This is a genomic window from Pseudomonas sp. MPC6 (genome assembly GCF_006094435.1).
Taxonomy (GTDB): domain Bacteria; phylum Pseudomonadota; class Gammaproteobacteria; order Pseudomonadales; family Pseudomonadaceae; genus Aquipseudomonas.
Genome location: NZ_CP034783.1, coordinates 5,337,162 through 5,353,152 on the forward strand (window position 1 = coordinate 5,337,162; position 15,991 = coordinate 5,353,152).

The 15,991-nt window shown below is 60.1% G+C and carries 17 protein-coding genes; 6 read left to right on the plus strand and 11 right to left on the minus strand.

Features of this window, described 5'->3' with window-relative positions:
• Window positions 1-7 precede the first annotated feature (7 nt).
• From ELQ88_RS26715 to dapA, 3 genes are read right to left on the minus strand one after another with little or no spacing between them, the layout of a single operon-like run.
• Window positions 8-766 (minus strand): MBL fold metallo-hydrolase, encoded by a 759-nt coding sequence (locus ELQ88_RS26715; protein ID WP_128871998.1) that lies wholly within the window; start codon window positions 764-766, stop codon window positions 8-10.
• A gap of 6 nt (window positions 767-772) precedes the next feature.
• Window positions 773-1,891, minus strand: a complete 1,119-nt coding sequence (bamC, locus tag ELQ88_RS26720) for an outer membrane protein assembly factor BamC (RefSeq protein ID WP_128871997.1) — start codon at window positions 1,889-1,891, stop codon at window positions 773-775.
• Between the two features lie 17 nt (window positions 1,892-1,908).
• Window positions 1,909-2,787, minus strand: a complete 879-nt coding sequence (gene dapA, locus ELQ88_RS26725; RefSeq protein WP_128871996.1) for a 4-hydroxy-tetrahydrodipicolinate synthase — start codon at window positions 2,785-2,787, stop codon at window positions 1,909-1,911.
• A gap of 327 nt (window positions 2,788-3,114) precedes the next feature.
• On the opposite strand from dapA, the gene ELQ88_RS26735 reads away from it, so the two are divergent.
• Together ELQ88_RS26735 and ELQ88_RS26740 are read left to right on the plus strand one after the other, a co-directional pair.
• Window positions 3,115-3,675, plus strand: a complete 561-nt coding sequence (locus ELQ88_RS26735; protein ID WP_019692529.1) for a glycine cleavage system protein R — start codon at window positions 3,115-3,117, stop codon at window positions 3,673-3,675.
• A 10-nt stretch (window positions 3,676-3,685) separates the two neighbouring features.
• Entirely contained in the window at window positions 3,686-4,159 is a 474-nt protein-coding gene (locus ELQ88_RS26740) for a peroxiredoxin (protein ID WP_128871995.1), read from the plus strand.
• A 149-nt stretch (window positions 4,160-4,308) separates the two neighbouring features.
• Here ELQ88_RS26740 and ELQ88_RS26745 read toward each other — a convergent pair whose 3' ends face one another.
• Both ELQ88_RS26745 and ELQ88_RS26750 read right to left on the minus strand, forming a co-directional pair.
• On the minus strand, window positions 4,309-5,379 hold the full coding sequence (locus tag ELQ88_RS26745; protein ID WP_138968765.1) for an AI-2E family transporter: 1,071 nt from the start codon (window positions 5,377-5,379) through the stop codon (window positions 4,309-4,311).
• 31 nt (window positions 5,380-5,410) lie between these two features.
• On the minus strand, window positions 5,411-5,650 hold the full coding sequence (locus ELQ88_RS26750; protein WP_128869770.1) for a sulfurtransferase TusA family protein: 240 nt from the start codon (window positions 5,648-5,650) through the stop codon (window positions 5,411-5,413).
• Window positions 5,651-5,747: 97 nt separating this feature from the next.
• Here ELQ88_RS26750 and ELQ88_RS26755 point away from each other — a divergent pair, with 97 nt between their 5' ends.
• On the plus strand, window positions 5,748-7,181 hold the full coding sequence (locus ELQ88_RS26755) for a M48 family metalloprotease (RefSeq protein WP_128869769.1): 1,434 nt from the start codon (window positions 5,748-5,750) through the stop codon (window positions 7,179-7,181).
• A gap of 192 nt (window positions 7,182-7,373) precedes the next feature.
• Here the strand turns inward: ELQ88_RS26755 and ELQ88_RS26760 are convergent, their stop codons facing one another.
• The 4 genes from ELQ88_RS26760 to rpoE all read right to left on the minus strand — a co-directional run bounded on the left by ELQ88_RS26760 (window position 7,374) and on the right by rpoE (window position 11,179).
• Complete coding sequence (locus ELQ88_RS26760; RefSeq protein WP_128869768.1) at window positions 7,374-8,801, minus strand: DegQ family serine endoprotease; 1,428 nt, start codon at window positions 8,799-8,801, stop codon at window positions 7,374-7,376.
• Between the two features lie 207 nt (window positions 8,802-9,008).
• The gene (locus ELQ88_RS26765) at window positions 9,009-9,971 is read right to left on the minus strand and encodes a MucB/RseB C-terminal domain-containing protein (RefSeq protein ID WP_138968767.1); all 963 of its coding nucleotides are present in this window, start codon (window positions 9,969-9,971) and stop codon (window positions 9,009-9,011) included.
• An 8-nt stretch (window positions 9,972-9,979) separates the two neighbouring features.
• Entirely contained in the window at window positions 9,980-10,567 is a 588-nt protein-coding gene (locus ELQ88_RS26770) for an RseA family anti-sigma factor (RefSeq protein WP_128869766.1), read from the minus strand.
• Between the two features lie 30 nt (window positions 10,568-10,597).
• Complete coding sequence (rpoE, locus tag ELQ88_RS26775) at window positions 10,598-11,179, minus strand: RNA polymerase sigma factor RpoE (protein WP_007944079.1); 582 nt, start codon at window positions 11,177-11,179, stop codon at window positions 10,598-10,600.
• A gap of 557 nt (window positions 11,180-11,736) precedes the next feature.
• On the opposite strand from rpoE, the gene nadB reads away from it, so the two are divergent.
• Window positions 11,737-13,353 (plus strand): L-aspartate oxidase, encoded by a 1,617-nt coding sequence (nadB, locus tag ELQ88_RS26780; protein ID WP_128869765.1) that lies wholly within the window; start codon window positions 11,737-11,739, stop codon window positions 13,351-13,353.
• Here the strand turns inward: nadB and ELQ88_RS26785 are convergent.
• A complete protein-coding gene (locus ELQ88_RS26785) occupies window positions 13,322-13,774 on the minus strand; it encodes a protein YgfX (RefSeq protein ID WP_138968769.1) in 453 nt (150 codons plus the stop codon). The two genes, nadB and ELQ88_RS26785, sit on opposite strands and share 32 nt — an antisense overlap.
• Complete coding sequence (locus tag ELQ88_RS26790; protein WP_007898624.1) at window positions 13,758-14,012, minus strand: succinate dehydrogenase assembly factor 2; 255 nt, start codon at window positions 14,010-14,012, stop codon at window positions 13,758-13,760. Before ELQ88_RS26790 ends, ELQ88_RS26785 begins: the two co-directional genes overlap by 17 nt.
• Before the next feature lie 148 nt (window positions 14,013-14,160).
• Between ELQ88_RS26790 and ELQ88_RS26795 the strand changes: the two genes are divergently transcribed.
• Together ELQ88_RS26795 and ELQ88_RS26800 are read left to right on the plus strand one after the other, a co-directional pair.
• Window positions 14,161-15,102, plus strand: a complete 942-nt coding sequence (locus tag ELQ88_RS26795) for a folate-binding protein YgfZ (RefSeq protein WP_128869763.1) — start codon at window positions 14,161-14,163, stop codon at window positions 15,100-15,102.
• 34 nt (window positions 15,103-15,136) lie between these two features.
• Complete coding sequence (locus ELQ88_RS26800; RefSeq protein WP_138968771.1) at window positions 15,137-15,958, plus strand: HDOD domain-containing protein; 822 nt, start codon at window positions 15,137-15,139, stop codon at window positions 15,956-15,958.
• The last annotated feature ends 33 nt before the right edge of the window (window positions 15,959-15,991 follow it).

Sequence of the window (15,991 nt, forward strand, 5' to 3'; positions counted from 1 at the left end):
AGGTGGGCTAGGCGATGTGTCGCCAGTCGAGCCCTGAATCTTGATCGGCCAGTTGCAGCCAGTCCGGGTCGCACCCGAGGGTGTCGACAAAACATTGCCGGGCCAGCTGCGGCAGGTTGTTCTTGCTGCTCAGATGGGCCAGGACCAGGTGTTGCAGGCCTTGCCAGCCCAACTCGGACACCAGGAATGCCGCCTGGTGGTTGTTCAAATGTCCCAGTTCGCCGCCTACCCGCTGCTTGAGAAAGTAGGGGTAGTGACCGCGAGCCAGCATGTCACGGCAATGGTTGGACTCGATCATCAATGCATCGAGGTCCCGATAGCCGTCCAGCACCTTGTTGCAATACGAGCCCAGGTCGGTCAACAGGCCGAAGCGCCGCTCACCGTCACTGAAGACGTATTGCGTCGGCTCTTGCGCATCGTGGGCCACGGCAATGACACCGATGCTCAGGTTGCCGATCTGCAGTTGCTCGCCGCCCGCCAGAAGGCCGGCCGGTTCAATCGGTTTGCGCATCCCGCGCAGTGTGCCGCGACTGAGGTAGACCGGCAGATTGTAACGCCGAGACAGTAAACCCACGCCATGCACATGATCGGCATGTTCGTGGGTCACGAGTATCGCGCTCAGTTGCGCCGGGTTTACACCCAGGCGCAACAGGCGTTTTTCGGTTTCCCGCAAGGAGAAACCACAATCCACCAGCACGTACGTGTCAGCGCTGGCTATCAGCGTGCCGTTCCCTTGGCTACCGCTGCCGAGAACGGCAAAACGCATGAGAGATCAGCCCAGGTTGTCCTGAATCACGCTCAACACTTTGCGCGCCACGTCAGCCGGCGCCACGGTGTTGATGTTTTTCTCGACGGTGACCTGGACGTTTTCGCCCACCTTGCTCAGGCGAACCTGATAACGCTCGGCACGGGCTTCGACGGCTTCCTTGTCCGGCGCGCTGCCGAACAGGCTGCTGAAGAAACCAGGCTTGTCGTCTGCCTTCTCGGCTTTTTCCGCCAGGTTGATGTAGTACAGGCCCAGGCTGCGGTTGATGTCTTCAACCCGCCATTCGCCCTGTTCCAGCGCACGACCGACGCTCGACCAGGCACGATCCAGGTCCGTACCGACGTTCAGCACAGGGTTGCCGCTGCCGTCTTCGCTCAGGCTGACGCGACTTGGCGTATCGAAATCACGGGAAGCCAGCATGGAGACCGAACCGCCCTTCTCCGACGTGCGGCTCATGCTTGCGAGCATGTCGTCGACCAGTGCCGCGTCCAGGCCAGTGTTGACCGAACGGTTGGTGAAGGCCACGTCGGCGGTGCTGCCGGCAGGACGCTGGGCGCTGACCACATAGACTTCACTGGTATTGCGCTGCACGCCAGGTTCGATGCGGACCCGCACGCGCGATTCGCTGTCGGTGCCGACACCGGCGGCGCTCAGGCGCTTGGCCATCGCGGCCGACAGTTCGTCGGAATGCTGCCAGGTGGTGGTGAATTCACCGGTTTGCGGGCGCTGTTCGTCCAGACGGAAACCATTGTCCTGGAAGAACTGCACGGCCACTGGCCAGACTTCGGCCGGCGGGCTCTGGGCCACGATCCAGCGCGTGTCACCGGTCTTCTGCAGCGAGTAGGCGCCAGCGGCGTCGGCTCCGGCGGTCAGCGGCTGCGGACGCGGCACGACGTATTCGCCCTTGGCGGTGTCGTCGGCCACGTTGCGCGGGATCGGCAACAGGGGATCCAGACGCTTGGCGGTGTTGACGTCCGGCGGCAATTGCATCGGTGCAGTCTGTTGCGCTTCCAGGTAATCGCTGCCACGGTCACGGAAATAACCTTCCGGGCCCCAGACCCATCCACAGCCACTGGTGCTGGAGATAATCAAGGCAAGTGCGGAAAGTCCGGCCAATCGCTTCATGCGTAGTGCTTCCTCAATTAAACCAGGACGCCGGACTGGCGCATGGCCTGCCGCAGCGGTTCGTGACAGGCAGCGCTGAGCCAGGTGAGCGGCAGACGGATACCGTCCGGCATCAAGCCCATTTCATGCAGCGCCCATTTCACGGGAATAGGGTTGGATTCGATAAACAGGGTTTTATTGAGCGGCATCAGCTTTTCGTGGATCGCGCGGGCCGTGACGGCATCGCCCTTCAGGGCGGCATTGCACATGTCGGCCATGTCGCGCGGCGCGACGTTGGCGGTCACCGAGATATTGCCTTTGCCGCCCAGCAGCATCAGCTCGACCGCGGTGGCGTCGTCGCCGGATACCACCAGGAAGTCCTTGCTGACGCCGTCGATGATGGCTTTGGCACGGGACATGTCGCCGGTGGCTTCCTTGATGCCGATGATGTTTTTCACGGTCGACAGGCGGATCACGGTGTCGGCCAGCATGTCGCACGCGGTGCGGCCAGGCACGTTATACAGGATCTGCGGGATGTCGACGGCTTCGGCGATGGCCTTGAAGTGCTGGTACAGGCCTTCCTGGGTCGGCTTGTTGTAATACGGAGTCACCAGCAGGCAGGCATCGGCGCCGGCGATCTTCGCATTGGTGGTCAGCTCGATGGCTTCACGAGTCGAGTTCGCGCCAGTCCCGGCGATCACCGGAATGCGCCCTGCAACCTGCTTCACCACGTAACGAATCACTTCGATGTGCTCGTTCACGTCAAGGGTGGCCGATTCACCTGTAGTGCCGACCGCCACGATGGCGTGGGTGCCGTTTTGCAGGTGAAAGTCCACCAGTTTGCTCAGGCTGTCCCAGTCGAGACGACCTTGTGCATCCATGGGTGTGACCAGTGCCACCATACTGCCCGCAATCATGCAACCGCTCCTGCCGGAAAAAGAGAGCGGTAATGGTACTGGCGCCAAGATGCTTGTACAAGCGAAGTACTGCGCTGCTGCCATTCCCCTTGGCGCTGCTTTTCGCTACCCTTCAGACTTTGATCGGTACTGATAAGCTCGCAAGCCGGGTTCCAGCCTCCATTTTCGGCATCACAAGCCCCGATCCAGCGTTGCCGCCCTTCGCTCTTGCCACTCTGGAGCAGGTTGCAACCTTCCGGCCCGGGTTTTCTGAATTCGCATCCGCAGGCTCGCCCCGGCAAAAAAGCCCATAAAAGTATCGACCGCTCATCGCTTTAGGAATGCTGCATGTCCACCCCCACAGTTCGCGAACAATTCCTTGTCATCAGTGCCCTCGGCGCCAACCCCATGGAGCTGACTAACGTCCTGTGCCGCGCCAGCCATGAAAACCGCTGCGCCGTGGTTACCTCTCGCCTGACCCGTCATGGCGAGTGCAGTGCGTTGGTCCTCGAGATCTCCGGCAGCTGGGACGCCCTGGCGCGCCTGGAAGGCAGCCTGTCGAGCCTCGCCAAGAAGCACGCCTTCACCGTCAATGTGGTGCGCAGTGCGGCGCTGGAGAATCGCCCCCAGGCCCTGCCGTACGTCGCTTATGTCAGCTCGGCCTACCGCTCGGACATCATCAACGAGCTGTGCCAGTTCTTCATGGACCACAACGTCGAGCTGGAAAACCTGACCTGCGACACCTATCAGGCACCCCAGACCGGCGGCACCATGCTCAATGCCACGTTTACCGTGACCTTGCCGGCCGGCGTGCAGATCAGCTGGCTGCGCGATCAGTTCCTGGATTTCGCCGACGCGCTGAACCTGGACGCCCTGATCGAACCGTGGCGCCCACAAAACCCAATGTAAGGAAGCTTTCATGGCCGTTGCCATCGACCAACCGGTTGCCGATTTCGAAGCACCCGCCACCAATGGGCAGACCGTCAGCCTGGCGGGCCTCAAAGGCAAGCAGGTGGTGATTTACTTCTATCCGAAGGACAGCACGCCGGGCTGCACCACCCAGGGCCAGGGCTTTCGTGATCAGCTTGACGCCTTTAAAGCGGCCAATACCGAAGTCTTCGGCGTGTCCCGCGACAGCCTGAAATCCCACGAGAACTTCAAGGCCAAGCAGGCGTTCACCTTCGAGCTGATCAGCGACAAGGAAGAAGCGCTGTGCCAGCTGTTCGACGTGATCAAGTTGAAGAAGCTGTATGGCAAGGAATACATGGGGGTTGATCGCAGCACGTTCCTGATCGATAAGGATGGGGTGCTGCGTCAGGAATGGCGGGGGGTGAAGGTGCCGGGGCATGTGGATGCGGTTCTGGCGGCTGCCCAGGCGCTCGATAAAGCCTGATTCATCTGGCGTCTGTTCGGACGCCTTCGCTGGCAAGCCAGCTCCTACAGGGATTGTGTCGTGCCAAATCGTGCGATCGACGCAAACCTGTAGGAGCTGGCTTGCCAGCGAAGAGGCCATCAACCCCACTGAAGATTCAGAGCTGGCAGTTAAAGCAGCGGCGCCACCACCGGCTCCTTGCGCGGCCACGCATCCAGCACAGCCTTGAACAGCGTCGCCAGGGGAATCGCAAAGAACACCCCCCAAAACCCCCACAACCCGCCAAACAACAGCACCGCGCAGATGATTGCCACCGGATGCAGGTTGACCGCTTCCGAGAACAACAGCGGCACCAGCACGTTGCCGTCCAGGACCTGGATAATGCCGTAGACCGCCATCAAATAGATGAACTGATCGCTCCAGCCCCACTGGAACAGGGCGATCAACAGCACTGGCACGGTCACCACCACGGCGCCGACATAGGGCACCACCACCGACACGCCCACCAGCAACGCCAGCAGCGCCGCATAGTTGAGCCCCAGCACCACGAAACCGATGTAAGTCGCGCCGCCGCAAATGACGATCTCGATGCCTTTGCCGCGAATGTAGTTGGCGATCTGCCGGTTCATCTCCCGGGCGACGCGGGTGATCAGCGCCCGTTCGCGAGGCAGGTAGCCGCGCACCCACTGGCCGATCATTTCCCGGTCCTTGAGAAAGAAAAACACCAGGATCGGTACCAGTACCAGGTAGATCATGATGTTGACCAGCAGCGGCAGGCTCGACAGCGAGTACGTCAGCGCCCACTGGCCGAAATTGCCGATCTCGCCCCGCGCCACTTCGATGGCCCGCAGCACCTGCTCATCGGACACCAGATGCGGGTAACGCTCGGGCAGCAGCAATAACAGTGACTGCCATTTGGCGAGCATGCCGGGCAATTCGTTGAACAAGGTGATCAGTTGATGCCAGAGCAACGGCACCACGACCACGATGAACACCAGCAGCAGCCCCATGAATAACGCAAAGACCAGCCCGACCGCCGCGCCGCCCGGCACACGCATGCGCTCCAGCGTCACCACCAGGCCCTGCATCAGATACGCCAGCACCATCCCGGCAAGTACCGGGGCGAGCATGCCACCGAGCGTCAGGACGGCGGTAAACGCCAGAAACAGCAGCACGGCAAGCACCACGGCTTCTTCGTCGGAAAAATAGCGCTGAATCCAGTCGCGTAACACCTTGAACATCAATAATCCCTTAGCAACGATCGCAGCAGGTTCAGGCTTTTTTCAGCCAATAGCGGTAAACGCCCGCCTCATCTTCTTCACGCAGTAGCGTATGACCGGCCAATCGGGCAAAGGTGCGAAAGTCGCGCTGCGAGCCCGCATCGGTGGCGATTACCTTGAGCACTGCGCCGCTGGTCATGCGATTGAGTTCCAGTTTGGCCTTGAGTAACGGCAGCGGACAATTGAGGCCGCTGGCGTCGAGTTCGGCGTCATGGGCTACGGCATCGGTCATTGCATCACTCCGGTCAGGTGGTCGAGAGGCTTAGAATATCTGGTCCGAAGCGTACTGTCCGGCTACAGTAAGGTCTTTGTCGACTAAGGCTTTGTGCATGACATTTCTGCGCCCTACCCTGCTGACGCTCGCTTGCCTGCTCGCCTCACCGGGCTTCGCCGACGACCTGCCGTCACTCGGCGACGCCAGTTCTGCCATCGTCTCGCCGCAACAGGAACACCAGTTGGGCCGGGCCTGGCTGGCGCTGTTGCGTAGCCAGGTGTCCCAACTGAACGACCCACAGCTCAAGGACTACGTCGAATCCAGCGTCTACCGCCTGGTGGAGACCAGCCAGGTCAATGACCGGCGCCTGGAGTTCATCCTGATCAACAGCCCGCAGCTCAACGCCTTCGCGGCACCGGGCGGGATTGTCGGGGTCAACGGCGGTCTGTTCCTCAATGCCCAGACCGAAGGCGAATACGCCTCGGTACTGGCTCACGAACTGGCTCACTTGTCGCAGCGTCACTTTGCCCGTGGCGTCGAAGCCCAGCAGCGGATGCAGGTACCGATGATGGCCGCCCTGCTGGCCGGGATCGTGATTGCCGCGGCCGGTGCCGGCGACGCCGGGATCGCGGCCATTGCCGGCACGCAGGCAGCGGCGATTCAGGAACAGCGGCGCTTTTCGCGGCAGAACGAACAGGAAGCCGACCGTATCGGCATTCTCAATCTGGAAAAAGCCGGTTACGACCCGCGCTCGATGCCGACCATGTTCGAGCGTTTGTCGCGCCAATACCGCTTTGACGCCAAGCCACCGGAATTCCTGCTGACTCACCCGGTCACCGAATCGCGGATCGCCGACACCCGCAACCGTGCCGAGCAGGCCAAGCCGGGCGGCATTGAAGACACCATGCGTTATCAGCTGATCCGGGCACGGGTCCAGCTGATCTATGAAGAAACCCCGGGCCTGGGCGCCAAGCGCTTCCGCGCCCAGCTGGATGAAAACCCGAAAAACGATGTCGCGCGCTATGGCCTGGCGATCGCCCAGATCAAGGGCGGCCAGTTGAACGAAGCTCGGGAAAACCTGGCGACGCTGCTGGCCAAGTCGCCGAACGAGATCATCTACAACCTGGCTCAGGTCGATCTGGATATCACCAACAATCGGCTGCCCGATGCTCAATCCCGGGTGGACCGGATGTTGACTCAATATCCCGGCAACTATCCGCTGAATTCAGTGCGTGTCGACCTGCTGCTCAAGCAAAACCGTGCGCCCGAAGCGGAAAAGGCCCTGGAGAATCTGCTCAAGAGTCGGCCGGACGATCCGGACGTCTGGTACATGGTGGCCGAGACTCGTGGCTTGTCGGGCAACATTATCGGTTTGCACCAGGCCCGCGCCGAGTACTTTGCCCTGGTCGGCGACTACCGCCAGGCCATTCAGCAACTGGACTTCGCCAAGCGCAAGGCCGGCACCAACTTCCCGCTGTCGTCGCGGATCGACGCCCGGCAACGGGAGTTGATGGAGCAGGAGCGCATGATCAAGGACATGATGGGCTGACGCTTTTGCGAACGCGTAAAAAAACCGCCCTTTCGAGGCGGTTTTTTTATTCAACCAACAACTGACGATGCCTTTGCCTTTGTAGGAGCAAGCTTGCTCGCGATGGACGTCAACGATGACGCGTTCTTTCTGGATGAACGCGTCGCCCTTGAGACCTTCGCGAGCAAGCTCGCTCCTACAGTAACAACCGGACTATTCAGCCAGCTTGAAGGTGATGAAGCTGGCGCGACCTTGACGCAGAACCCGCATCGACACCGAGCGGTTCTTCGGCAGCGCCTTGGCGATGTCGGTGAACTCCTTGGTGGAACCGATCGCCTGATTGTTCAGGTGGGTGATCACATCGCCAGGCTGCAAGCCGATCAGGGCGGCAGGACCGTCCTGGACTTCCTTGATGACTACGCCGCCCTTGAGGTCGAAGGTTTTCTTCTGCTCATCGGTCAGCTCGGCCACGGAAACACCCAGGCGATTGCTGCTGGTCTCGACACCGGATTTTGGCTCGGCGTCCAGCTCTTTGCCTTCTTCAGGAATAGCGCCAACCGTCAGTGCGACGTTCTTGCGCTTGCCTTCGCGGATCACTTCCAGATCGGCTTTCGAGCCGGCCTTCAGCGCGCCAACCAGGTGCGGCAGGTCGGCGGACATGACGATCGGTTGACCGTTCATGCTCAGGATCACATCGCCGACTTGCAGACCGCCCTTGGCAGCCGGGCCGTCATCCTGGATCTGGGCCACCAGCGCACCGGCAGGCTTTTCAAGACCGAACGATTCGGCCAGGTCCTTGTTCACTTCCTGAATGACCACGCCCAACCAGCCACGGCTGACCTTGCCGCCGCTTTTCAGCTGGTTGGATACGTCCATGGCGACGTCGATCGGAATCGCGAACGATACGCCCATGAAGCCGCCGGAACGGGTGTAGATCTGCGAGTTGATCCCCACCACCTCGCCCGCCAGGTTGAACAGCGGACCACCGGAGTTACCCGGGTTGATCGGCACGTCGGTCTGGATGAACGGCACATAGTTTTCGTTCGGCAGGCTGCGACCGATGGCGCTGACGATGCCCTGGGTCACGGTGTGGTCGAAACCGAACGGCGAGCCGATCGCCACCACCCATTGGCCGGCCTTCAGGTCCTGGGATTTGCCGAGTTTCAGCACCGGCAGGCCTTTGCCTTCGATTTTCAGCAGGGCCACGTCGGAACGCGGATCGGTGCCGACCAGCTTGGCTTTCAATTCGCTGCGGTCAGCCAGGCGGACGAGGATTTCGTCGGCATCGGCAATCACATGGTTGTTGGTCAGGATGTAGCCGTCGGGCGAGATGATGAAACCCGACCCCAGGGACTGGGCTTCACGCTGACGGTCACCCCGTGGCGTACGCGGTTGTGGCGGCATGCCGCGCTCGAAGAACTCGCGCAGCATCGGCGGCAAGCCCTCAAGGTCGGGCATCTGCTGGTTCACTTTACGGTCCGGCAGTTTCTGCGTGGTACTGATGTTCACGACCGCCGGCGAGGCCTGCTCGACCAACTGCGTAAAATCAGGCAGTTCGACCGCTAGCGCAGGAACCGCCTGACCCAGCACCAGTACGGTGGCAACAACCGAGAGATAAGACTTCAAACTGAGTATCGACATACAGCTCCCATTACGACGAGCAGGGTTAAGCGATATGGAGCAAGGAACACCGGTCACGACAGGCCGGCATTTTTGTTCCGGGAACAACAAACAAGGCCAGAGCCAAGGTGCTCTGACCTATAAAAAATTTTCGGGATATTTGCAAATGAAAATGCTCAGCAAACATTTCGACGTCTCGCCAACGAGGTGAAAAGGGCCGAAATCAGCTCACTGCTTGCTGGTGGCAGCGTTATCACTGCGCATCGACAGCGCAATGCGTTCAGCGGTGCCAGCGGGAATTTCTCCGACCACCGTAACCATCATTTCGCCCTCAGAGGTACTCAAGCGCCGGGATACGGCCACGGTCGGGCCCATCTGAACGCGAGTATCGGTGACGGCTGCGCCATCCAGTGGCTCGAGGAATACCGAGAAACGGGCCAGACCATCGTCATACATCAGACTGTTGACCTGGATCTTGGTCTGCGGATCCTTGCGTGCGGTACTGCTGGTCAGCTCGAAACCGGGTGGCAACCAATCCGAATGCCAGGCCTGGGCAACCTTGGCTGCAGAAGCCTTGTCGCTTTCGAGGGCGAGCGCCTTGCAGTCGTCGCCCGGCTGCAAGTCTCTGTCCGCGGGCACGTCAGTGGTATTGAGCTGCGTGAACTGGAATCGCTCCAGCAACTGCCCTTTGTCATTGATCAGCAATGACTTGAGAGGCAGGCCGGTTTCTTTATCCAGATGCAGTTCAAACCCATAGCGATGCTGATCGCGAGGCGTCAGGGAAATGATCACTGCCGAACGCCCGGCCACACGCGACTTGCCAATGACGGCAAGGTCATACCAATTCTTGAGCTTTTGAGGATCGAGTGCACGAGCGGCGGAATTCGGGGTATCCCCGAGCCCTGCAATCAGGGTGCCGCTGACGCATTGAGTATGCCCATCAATGCGCACGACTTCCTGGGCCGAACCGTCGAGCTGGAGTAAACGCTCGCGGACCTTGCCATCCTGGACGCGGTGCCAGATGTTGTGGGTAGAAAAACTGCCGTTACGCTCGTAGACGAAAGTACCGTGAAAGCTTTGCTGCTGCTCGGCCTGACCCAGACGGGTCAACCAGTCCTGGGCTTCATCGGCGTGGGCTGGAACAATGAACCAGCCACCGAGCACAAGCGTAAGTAAAGGTATGGAGCGCATGGTCCTCCTTAACGGTTTTCCAGACTTGCTGCACGAGCGTACGGCAATGCACTTTCAGTACCTTTCAGTGCGGCCTGCTGAGCATGTTGGCGCAAGTAGCCTGGCAAACGCTGATCGTGCCAGCCTGGCTGACCTTGCAATACGCCATTGGCCATGGGGCCGGTGGCATCCGAACTCTCACTATAGCCTGCCAATACAGCTGGACCCTTGGCCTGAGGTGCAACCAGACCCTGTTGGGTGGATTGCTGGGCCAGTTCGACACCTGCGATATCGTCCTGATTGTACAGACGGACACCTGCCAATACTGCAACGGTGACCGAAGCAGCGACTGCCAGGCGACCCAGGCTGCGCCATGGACCACGAGTAGCTTTTGCCGGTACGGCTTCGTCAGCCAATGCAGCGGAAACTGCCGCGGCAATGTCCAGGCGTGGAAGCAGCAGATCCTTGTGCATCACTGCCCGAGCGATTTGATAACGAGCCCAGGTTTCACGAGTTTCAACATCGTCGAAGGCATTCAACACCCGACGCAATTCCAATTCGTCCGCTTCGTTATCCATCACTGCGGACAGCGATTCCTGCAGGGCTTCACGACTCATGGCGTTCCTCTCTTGGCTGTCGCCGCTGTCTCAGTTTTCCTGCAACAACGGCTGCAGGGCTTTATCGATGGCTTCCCGAGCGCGGAAAATCCGGGAGCGCACGGTACCCACCGGACATTGCATGACGGCCGCAATGTCCTCGTAACTCAGACCATCGAATTCACGTAAAGTTAAAGCGGTACGCAAATCTTCTGGAAGTTGCTGGATGGTTCGATGGACAGTGCCTTCGATCTCATCGCGCAGCAGTGCACGTTCAGGCGACTCGAGGTCCTTGAGGCCATGATCGCCATCGTAGAACTCTGCATCTTCGGAACTGACATCGCTATCAGGCGGCCGGCGGCCGCGTGAAACCAAATAGTTTTTCGCCGTGTTAATGGCGATGCGGTAAAGCCACGTATAAAACGCACTGTCCCCGCGAAAATTTCCAAGCGCACGGTACGCCTTGATAAAGGCTTCCTGTGCCACATCCTGGGCTTCATGGGTGTCGTGCACGAATCGCACGATCAACCCGAGAATTTTGTGCTGGTATTTCAGCACTAGCAGATCGAAAGCTCGCTTGTCGCCGCGCTGTACGCGTTCGACCAGCTGCTGATCCTCTTCCTGGGTTAGCATGAACACTCCTCGATAAGCTCGAAGGAGGCTTGCATGACTAAACGACCAGGCTTGCAAACATAGACTCGGGCTTTTCGCAAAAGTTCTCCCCCTCCAAGCAAGTTTCCTGCGGGCTCTGATTTGGCACGCACGAAAAGCGCAGCGCGAGTTAACCCGGCTGCGCGAATAATCTTGTCATCGGTTTCGCCGGTGAGGATCCAACCACGATCCTGCAACTGAAGCCGACACTGTCCCTTGATTCAGGCAACCTTCTATTGATCTTGGGCCTTTGGCAAAAGTTCCAAATATTTATAGCCGGAGCCAGCCGACATTGTGCAACCGTGGACAGAAAAGAGTGTTAAATCCACGATACAGTGAGGGTGTCGCCGAACCGGGGAGAAACCATCCGACGAAGCGTCCCCTTTTTTCCGTCACAGTAGTTTCACAATGCCATACAGGCTCGGCTATTGTGCCGCTCCCCCCCTCTATATACTAGTGGGCTGTGTGGCTGTCTTGACTCGCCGATCCAGGTGTCATGCGCCAACCCCGACCCGGGTCGCTTAGAGCGGAATCCTGAAATGAGCCAACAGTTTCAACATGATGTTCTGGTAATTGGCAGCGGCGCTGCCGGCTTGAGCCTTGCGCTGACCTTGCCCGATCATTTGCGCATTGCCGTACTGAGCAAAGGCAACCTCGCCAATGGCTCGACTTTCTGGGCCCAGGGCGGTGTCGCAGCCGTCCTGGATGACACCGACACCGTTGAGTCCCACGTCGATGACACGCTCAATGCCGGCGGCGGCCTGTGTCACGAAGACGCCGTGCGCTTTACCGTCGAGCACAGCAAAGAAGCCATTCAATGGTTGATCGACCAGGGCGTGCCGTTTACCCGCGATGAACAGTCAGGTACCGAGGACGGTGGATTCGAGTTCCACCTGACCCGTGAAGGAGGCCACAGTCATCGGCGCATCATCCATGCCGCCGATGCCACGGGCGCCGCGATTTTCAAGACCTTGCTCGACAAAGCCCGGCAACGGCCGAACATCGAACTGCTGGAACAGCGGGTTGCGATCGACCTGATCACCGAAAAACGCCTGGGCCTGGAAGGCGACCGCTGTCTCGGCGCCTACGTGCTCAATCGGGGCACAGGAGAAGTCGACACCTACGGCGCGCGCTTTGTGATCCTCGCGTCCGGCGGCGCCGCCAAGGTCTACCTCTATACCAGCAACCCTGACGGCGCCTGTGGTGACGGCATCGCCATGGCCTGGCGCTCCGGCTGCCGGGTAGCCAATCTGGAATTCAACCAGTTCCACCCCACCTGCCTCTATCACCCGCAAGCCAAGAGCTTCCTGGTCACCGAAGCCCTGCGCGGCGAGGGTGCGCACCTGAAGCTGCCCAACGGCGAACGCTTCATGCAGCGCTTCGACCCACGCGCCGAACTGGCCCCCCGGGACATCGTCGCCCGGGCCATCGACCACGAGATGAAGCGCCTGGGTATCGATTGCGTTTACCTGGACATCAGCCATAAGCCCGAAGCCTTCATCAAGGCTCATTTCCCGACGGTGTACGAGCGCTGCCTCGAGTTTTCCATCGACATCACCAAGCAACCGATCCCGGTGGTGCCGGCGGCGCACTACACCTGCGGCGGCGTGATGGTCGATCAGCAGGGCCGCACCGACGTGCCGGGCCTCTACGCCATTGGCGAAACCAGTTTCACCGGCCTGCACGGAGCCAACCGCATGGCCAGCAACTCCTTGCTGGAGTGCTTCGTTTACGCGCGCTCGGCAGCGGCAGACATTCTTGAGCAGTTGCCCCAGGTGTCGATTCCTGCCGCCCTGCCCGTCTGGGATGCGAGCCAGGTCACCGATTCCGACGAAGACGTGATCATTGCGCACAACTGGGATGAGCTGCGGCGATTCATGTGGGACTACGTGGGAATCGTGCGCACCAACAAGCGCCTGCAGCGAGCCCAGCACCGCGTGCGCCTGTTGCTGGACGAGATCGACGAGTTCTACAGCAATTACAAGGTCAGTCGCGACCTGATCGAGTTGCGTAACCTGGCCCAGGTGGCCGAGCTGATGATTCAGTCAGCCATGGAGCGCAAGGAAAGTCGCGGCCTGCATTACACCCTCGACTACCCGAACATGCTGCCGGACGCCCTCGACACTATTCTGGTGCCGCCCACCTACGCCGACTGAATGTGAGCCGGACCCGCAGGCGTCGGTGCAGATCCGCCGCCTGCGAATCCCGGGGCACACAGATCGATCGGTCATGCCACTCGCCCCGCAGACGAAAACGCAGCACCACGATCAAGGGGAGCGCCAGGCTGTCCGGCCGCAGTTGCACCGGTTGCCAGCCCGCTGCCTGGTTCCACAACTGCCAGCCATCCCCATCGCGACGCAAGCCGCGAAACGCCCGGGGGTGCGTCAGCAGAATCTGCCGCGGCAACACCCGCACGCCGTGCGCCACGCACAACGAAACGCCGAGCAGACTGGCCCAGACCGGTATCGACAGCAGACACAACGCACCCAGCGCGAACAGCTGGGCCAACAGGTACACCGCCAGCAGCAGCCGTGAGGCGTGCCAGCGGCATTCGAACGAATTACTTGGGCTGGACACGATCCAGGATCATGCGCACCATGCGCTGCAGCTCCGGATCTTCCGATTCGGCGCGTTCCATGAACCAGCCGAACATGTCCTGATCTTCGCATTCGAGCAACCTGACGTAGCAGGCGCGGTCGACTTCGTTGAGGTGCGGATAAACCTCTTTCACGAACGGCACCAGCAACACGTCAAGTTCAAGCATGCCGCGACGGCTGTGCCAGTAGAGGCGATTCAGTTCAACATCTTCGACCATGGAGCGCTCCTCAAATAGGCGGCAAGTATACAGCCCCATGCTCCGTCGAACACTCGGCTTTGGTCAGGCAACAGGGTCTTTTGTGAACTACCCATTTCATGGGCGCCCCCTTATGATGTCCCCCAGACTTTTTATCCTGCGATGACCCATGGCCGACTCAGCTTTTTTCTGCACCCTGTCTCACGAAGGCGTTCTCGCGGTCCGCGGCGCGGATGCCGGTAAATTCCTGCAAGGCCAACTGACCTGCAACCTCGATTACCTGAGCGACACCCGGGCCAGCCTTGGCGCGCGCTGCACGCAAAAAGGCCGGATGCAGTCGAGTTTCCGCATCCTGCTGGAAGGTGACGGCGTCGTGCTGGCCATGGCCAGCGAGTTGCTGGAGCCACAACTGGCGGACCTGAAAAAGTACGCGGTGTTCTCCAAATCCAAATTGACCGATGAAAGCGCCGCCTGGGTGCGCTTCGGCATCGAGCATGGCGATGCCGCACTGCTCGGCCTGGGTCTTGGGCTGCCGACAGAAACCGACAGTGTCGTGCGCAAGGATGGCCTGATTGCCATCCGCGTCTCGCCCGATCGCGCCGAACTCTGGGCCGGCGCCGATCAAGCGGACGTCCTCAAGGGCAAGCTGTCGGCGCTGCTGACCGAAGGCGATCTGAATCAATGGTTGTTGGGCCAGGTCCGCGCCGGGATCGGTCAGGTCATGCCGGGCACGCGTGAACTGTTCATCCCGCAGATGCTCAACCTGCAAGCCGTCGGTGGCGTGAGTTTCAAGAAAGGGTGCTACACCGGCCAGGAAATCGTCGCGCGGATGCAGTACCTGGGCAAACTCAAGCGCCGCCTGTATCGCCTGCACCTGGATGCCGACCAATTGCCGGAACCCGGTACACCGCTGTTTTCGCCGACCCATGGCAGCGCTATCGGCGAAGTGGTGCTTGCCGCCCGCGCCGGGCAAAACATTGAACTCCTGGCCGTGCTGCAAGCCGAAGCAGCAGAAGGTGGCGATATTCACCTGGGCGCGCTCGAAGGGCCAGCCTTGCACCTGCTCGACCTGCCTTATCAACTGGACCGCGATCGCGAAATCCAGCGCTGAATGCAGCACTTGTCGCAATACCCAGAGAGTCGAAATGAGCAAGCTGGCGGATAAGGTCCAACAGGATTTGGTTGCGGCCATCGATAACGATGACCTGGTTCTGCCAACATTACCGGAAGTGGCCTTGCAGATTCGCAAGGCCGCCGAAGACCCGGAAATCAGCGTCAGTACGCTCAGCAAAGTGATCGCTCGCGATACCGCGTTGTCGGCGCGCCTGATCAAGGTGGTCAACAGCCCGCTGCTGCGCGCGATCCGGGAAGTCACTGACCTGCACACGGCGATCACTCGCCTGGGCGTCAATTACAGCAGCAACCTGGCGATCGGCCTGGTGATGGAACAGATTTTCCATGCCCGCTCCGAGGTGGTGGAACAGAAAATGCGCGACGTCTGGCGCAAAAGCCTGGAAATCGCCGGGGTCAGCTATGCGCTGTGCCGGCGTTACACCCGACTCAAACCCGATCAGGCCGCCCTCGGTGGGCTGGTGCATCAGATCGGTGTGCTGCCGATCCTGACCTACGCCGAAGACCACAATGAGCTGCTGTCCGATTCGATCAGCCTGAATCATGTGATCGACCAGATCCATCCATTGATCGGCGACAAACTGCTCAGGGTCTGGGAGTTTCCGGAGATGCTGGTGCAGGTGCCCGGGATGTACCTGGACTTCGACCGCCAGTCCGAACGGGTCGATTATGTCGACCTGGTGCAGGTGGCCTGCCTGTTTTGCTACAGGGGCACTGACCACCCGCTGGCCGAAATCGACGCGGCCAGTGTGCCGGCGTTCAGGAAGCTGAGAATTGATCTGGAGAACGAGGTGCAATGCAGGGCACTGGAAGAATCGCGGTCGATGTTTTATTAAAGCTTCGCTCCGCTCCTACAGATCATAACAAAC